At 62.5% G+C, this 4,437-nt stretch carries 2 protein-coding genes; one reads left to right on the top strand and one right to left on the bottom strand.

Features of this window, described 5'->3' with window-relative positions:
- Positions 1-116: 116 nt before the first annotated feature.
- The gene (locus tag QZZ60_RS10700; protein ID WP_295641259.1) at positions 117-2,360 is read right to left on the bottom strand and encodes a molybdopterin-dependent oxidoreductase; all 2,244 of its coding nucleotides are present in this window, start codon (positions 2,358-2,360) and stop codon (positions 117-119) included.
- A gap of 1,074 nt (positions 2,361-3,434) precedes the next feature.
- Here QZZ60_RS10700 and QZZ60_RS10695 point away from each other — a divergent pair.
- Entirely contained in the window at positions 3,435-3,950 is a 516-nt protein-coding gene (locus tag QZZ60_RS10695; RefSeq protein WP_295641257.1) for a 4Fe-4S dicluster domain-containing protein, read from the top strand.
- Positions 3,951-4,437: the final 487 nt, after the last annotated feature.

Here is a 4,437-nt window from a genome sequence, read left to right as displayed (position 1 = left end):
AAGCCCTGCGCCCGTACAGCGTGTCCGGGGCTGACGGGAGAGGGAGCTGCTCGGGAGAAGAAACAAGTCGGCATTCCCCCCTAAAAGGCTCTGGCTGTCCTTTTCCTCTCTTTCCTCTATATTCTGGTCACGTTGACGAGGGTCTGGCTGCCCATGGCGGTGACGACGGGGTCGGCGCTTTTTTCGATGTCCGGGGAGTAGAGGAGGTTGACGTTGGCGCCGCCGTCGGTGAGGGGCATGTCGGGCAGGCCGAGTTCCGGGCAGCCCTGCCACCAGCCGTGAAGCAGCATGACGGTGTCTTCGCGGATGCCGGGGTAGTACTGCGCTCTCACCACGAGGCTGCCGTGCGGGGAGGTGACTCTTACCTTGTCGCCGTCGGCGATGCCGAGGGAACGCGCGCTCTTGGGGTGGATATGCAGGGACGGTTCCTTTTCCACCTCGCGCAGGTAGGGAACGTTGCGCTGCCAGCCCGCGGAAAAGCTGCGTGAGGTATGATAGTCCGAGAGCACGAAGGGGTAGTCCTTCAGAAGTTCCGGCGTGCCGGACACGCTTTCCACCGGTTCCCGCCATTCGGGCATGGGCGAAAAGCCCGCCTTTGCAAAGCGCGTGTTGAAAAGCGCGACCTTCCCTTCGGCAAGGTAGGGAGCCTTGTCGAGCTGCGAGCTTTTGGTGTGAAAGGTCGTTTCGTACTTTTCATACTGCCGCGCCCCGGCCGGAGGATAGACGATGCCCGTGCGATGACTGCGCAGCTCTTCCATGCTCATGCCCAAAGGTTCGAGCTGCCAGTTCATGCAGGCCGTCATGTCCCCGTGCCAGAAGTCGTCGCCGTAGCCGAGAGCCGTGCCGATGTCCAGCATGATCTGCTGCATGGATCGGCCTTCTCCCACAGGCTCGATCACCTTGCTGCGCGCCATGATGAACGGCCCGCGCACCTCGAACGGATGGTCGATTTCATAGGGCGTGAGTGCGGGAAGCACGATGTCGGCAAAGGCCATGTCTGCCGTGCGGTGCGTGTCGATGACCACGTAGAAGTCCAGCTTTTTCAGCGCTTCAATGACCCCGCGCGGATTGCGCGTGCTCACCGTGGGCTGGGAGCCGGGCGCAATGATGGCATGAATGGTCGGTTTTTCGCTCAGAACGTCGGCAAAAAGCCGCGCGTACGCCGCGGACGTGCCTTCCCTGAACGGCTGAAACGCCCGGGGAAATTCCGGCCCCACAATCTTGTCCAGCCACGCTTGCGTGTACCTCTCCTTGAGATGCACGCTGCGCGGCGCGGGCATGGTGGAGCCCGGCCCGGCAAACAGATTGCCTCCCTTCCTGTCCAGATGCCCGGTCACCGCCATGAGCATGGCTATGGATCGTATGGCGTCCCCGGCAGAGGGCGCGTGCTCCAGACCGTTGCCCACGTCTATGGTCGCCTTCTTCGTGGTGGCGTAGGTGCGGGCAAGCTCTTCAATTTTTTCCGCGGCAACCCCGCATATCTTTTCCGCCCACTGCGGAGAGTACTGCCGTACGTGTTCGGCAAGCTCCCTGTAGCCGAAGCACCACGTTTCCACAAAATCATGGTCGATGAGATCGTCGCGCGTCACCACGTGCAGCATGGAAAGCGCCAGCGCCGCGTCCGTGCCGGGACGCACCGGTATCCAGTCCGTGGCAAAGCCGCCGTCCGCTTCCAGCGACGGCTTGATTGCGTAAATGCGCGCCCCTCGCGCCCGCGCTTCCACCAGGGCTTCCGCCGATCCCAGCGGCGGACCGGAATACACCGGCTGCCTGCCCCAGATGAGAATGACGTCCGCATTCCTGTAGTCCGGCGTCGGCCGCATTCCTATGGTGTGGCAGAAACCGAAATGAAGCTGCATCGCGCATATTCCGCTGTGCCCGTAGTTGGGACTTCCGTGCGCCACAAGCAGTCGATACAGATACTCGCTGTAGTCCCGCCGCGCCGGAGACAGTATGGCCAGCGATTCCGGCCCGTACGCCTCCTTCTGCGCCTTCAGCTTCTCCGCAATGATGCCGAGCGCTTCGTCCCAGCCTATGCGCTCGAATTTCCCTTCGCCCTTTTCGCCCGTGCGCCGGAGCGGCACGGTGAGCCTGTCCTTTGAATACACCCACTGCGGAGCCGCGTGCGCCTTGCAGCACAGCCCCCCGCGGTTGTGCGGCGCTTCCGCCATGCCCGCCACACGAAGAAATTTCCCGTCCTTCACAAACGCATGAATCGCACAGTTGCCCCGTGGCCCGCACATCCCGCACCACGTCGGCACTACTGCCTCGCCACGCGCCGCAGCCAGCGCCTCCGCATCCTCCAGCGTCAGCGCCCCGGTCTGTCCCTTGCCGAATTCCTGTCCTCTCCTGTGCGGCATACGCTCCTCCTTCCCATGCTTCCCTGAACCTTATGCAACCCCGCCCCTCCCGTCAAATAAAACGCAGAAAAGGCAGAAAAGGCAGGAAAGGCAATGCGGGGCGCCGCCCCGGACCCCGGCGGGGAGTCCCCCGCGCCCCCCTGGTTCTTTCAGCTTGTTGACAACGCTTGGGGGAACGCGGGTGACCTGAGGAGCCCGCGCCGACGACCGCAAGCAGGCGGAATTCACTTCCGCCGTTAAGCGCGGCGGGCGTCGTGCAAGCCCCGTGCCCGTACAGCGTGTCTGGAGCAGACGGGAGGCCGTGTTACTCAGGCGTCGGAAAATGTCATAATTCCCCCCGGGCCCCCATATTTGCCTTGCGGCTTCGCCGCGCGGCGGGGGTCGTGCGGGTGCCGGATGTCGGGCTCTGAAATGGCGGGATAGCAGGGGGAGTGACGCCAAGGCCGGAAGGCTCGGCAAGGCGCGTTACGGGCTGCAATCTCAGTGCAGGCGTGTGCTGCCGCACCCGCCTGCCGTGGCCGACCGGTGTTTCGCTTCGCGAAAGCACCGGTGTTGTTTGAAGGGATTTCCAGATTGTTAAGGGGAGAGCGTCTGTCCGAAGCTCTGGAAAGCCGTCGTTGGCATGACCTGCCGGCTCTCGAAGGTCTGGCGGGCTTTTGTTTGCAGCGGAATGACCGTCTCTCAACGCTCGGGCGGACCTTGTTTGCGAAGGACAACCGTATCTCAACGCTCGGGGGCCCGCGACCTGCCTTCAGGCGGTCGCGCCGACGGCGGCAAGCAGGCGGAATTCACTTCCGCCGTTAAGTGGAATGTCCGTCGTGCAAGTCCTGCGACCGTACAGCGTGTTCGGGGGGAGACGGAGCGCATATTATACGTATTTGCTCTGGACCTTCTCTTCTTTGAGGAGTATGATGAGGAAGAAGTGTGTCCACTATGTGTCGTCACTTCCGTCCGAGGCCTGTTCCCCGGACAGAGAAGACCCGCCACCCTGCTTTGCAGGGGGGACTGTTCCATGGACACACGGTGCACGGCATCAACCTTTACATCTGAACACGCGCCTTACAGGACATAAAAATGAATCTCGAATATGCCATTGCCTTCAATCCCGACCGTTGCGTGGCCTGTCACGGCTGCGCCGTTGCCTGCAAAACCTGGCGTGAACGTCCGCTCGGCATGGACTGCCGCCGCATCGTGACCATCTGGCAGCGTGGTGAGGCCATGCCCCGCCTTCGTCACGCCTCCGTTGCCTGCCTTCACTGCGTCGATCCGGCCTGCCTCAAGGTGTGCCCCGTCCATGCCATTTCCAAAAATGCCGACGGCATCGTGCTTGTGGACGCGGAAACGTGCATAGGCTGCCGCGCCTGCAAGAAGGCCTGTCCCTTCGATGTGCCGCAGTTCCCCGAACAGGGGCGCAGCCCCATGGTCAAGTGCGATCTGTGCTTCGGCCGCTACGACATGGAAACCTCACAGCCGCCCTGTGTGGCCACCTGTCCCACCCATGCCCTCACGCTCGTGAAAGCGTCGCCCGAGGAAAAGAAGGAACAGGAAGCGGCCATGCTCGCACTGCTCAGCTCCGGCGCGGAGTGGTGAACCTTTGCCCGGAGCATTGACCCAGCGCACTCCCTTAAAAATCTGGAAATCCTGCAAACAACACCGATGTTGCCGCGAAGCGGAAACACCGGTCGGCCACGGCAGGCTGGCGCTTGCATCCCGATGCCCGAGTGACGCCGCCTCCCGTCAGCCCCGGACACGCTGTACGGACGCAGGACTTGCACGACGGTCATTTCGCTTAACGGCGGAAGTAAATTCCGCCTGCTCACGACCACCGACCGGGCTCCTGATGTCGCCCGGGGCCCCGAGCGTTGAGAGACGGTCATTCCGCTGCGAACGAAGGCCCGCCAAATCGTTGAAACACGACTGTTCTTTACCAACGACGGCTTTCCAGAGCTTCGGGCAAACGCACTCCCTTAAAAATCTGGAAATCCTACAAACAACACCGGTGCTTTCGCGAAGCGGAAACACCGGTCGGCCACGGCAGGCGGGCGCAGGGCGCACGCCTGCACTGAGATTGCAGCCC

It is taken from the genome of uncultured Mailhella sp. (genome assembly GCF_905187505.1).
GTDB lineage: Bacteria > Desulfobacterota > Desulfovibrionia > Desulfovibrionales > Desulfovibrionaceae > Mailhella.
The sequence above is the reverse complement of the archived record's forward strand: the minus strand, read 5'-3'. Positions and strand labels throughout refer to the sequence as shown.

Bases quoted from the DNA above. Each gene is read 5' to 3' on its own strand.
- QZZ60_RS10700 (WP_295641259.1), bottom strand. From the start codon at position 2,360: ATGCCGCACAGGAGAGGACAGGAATTCGGCAAGGGACAGACCGGGGCG.
- QZZ60_RS10695 (WP_295641257.1), top strand. From the start codon at position 3,435: ATGAATCTCGAATATGCCATTGCCTTCAATCCCGACCGTTGCGTGGCC.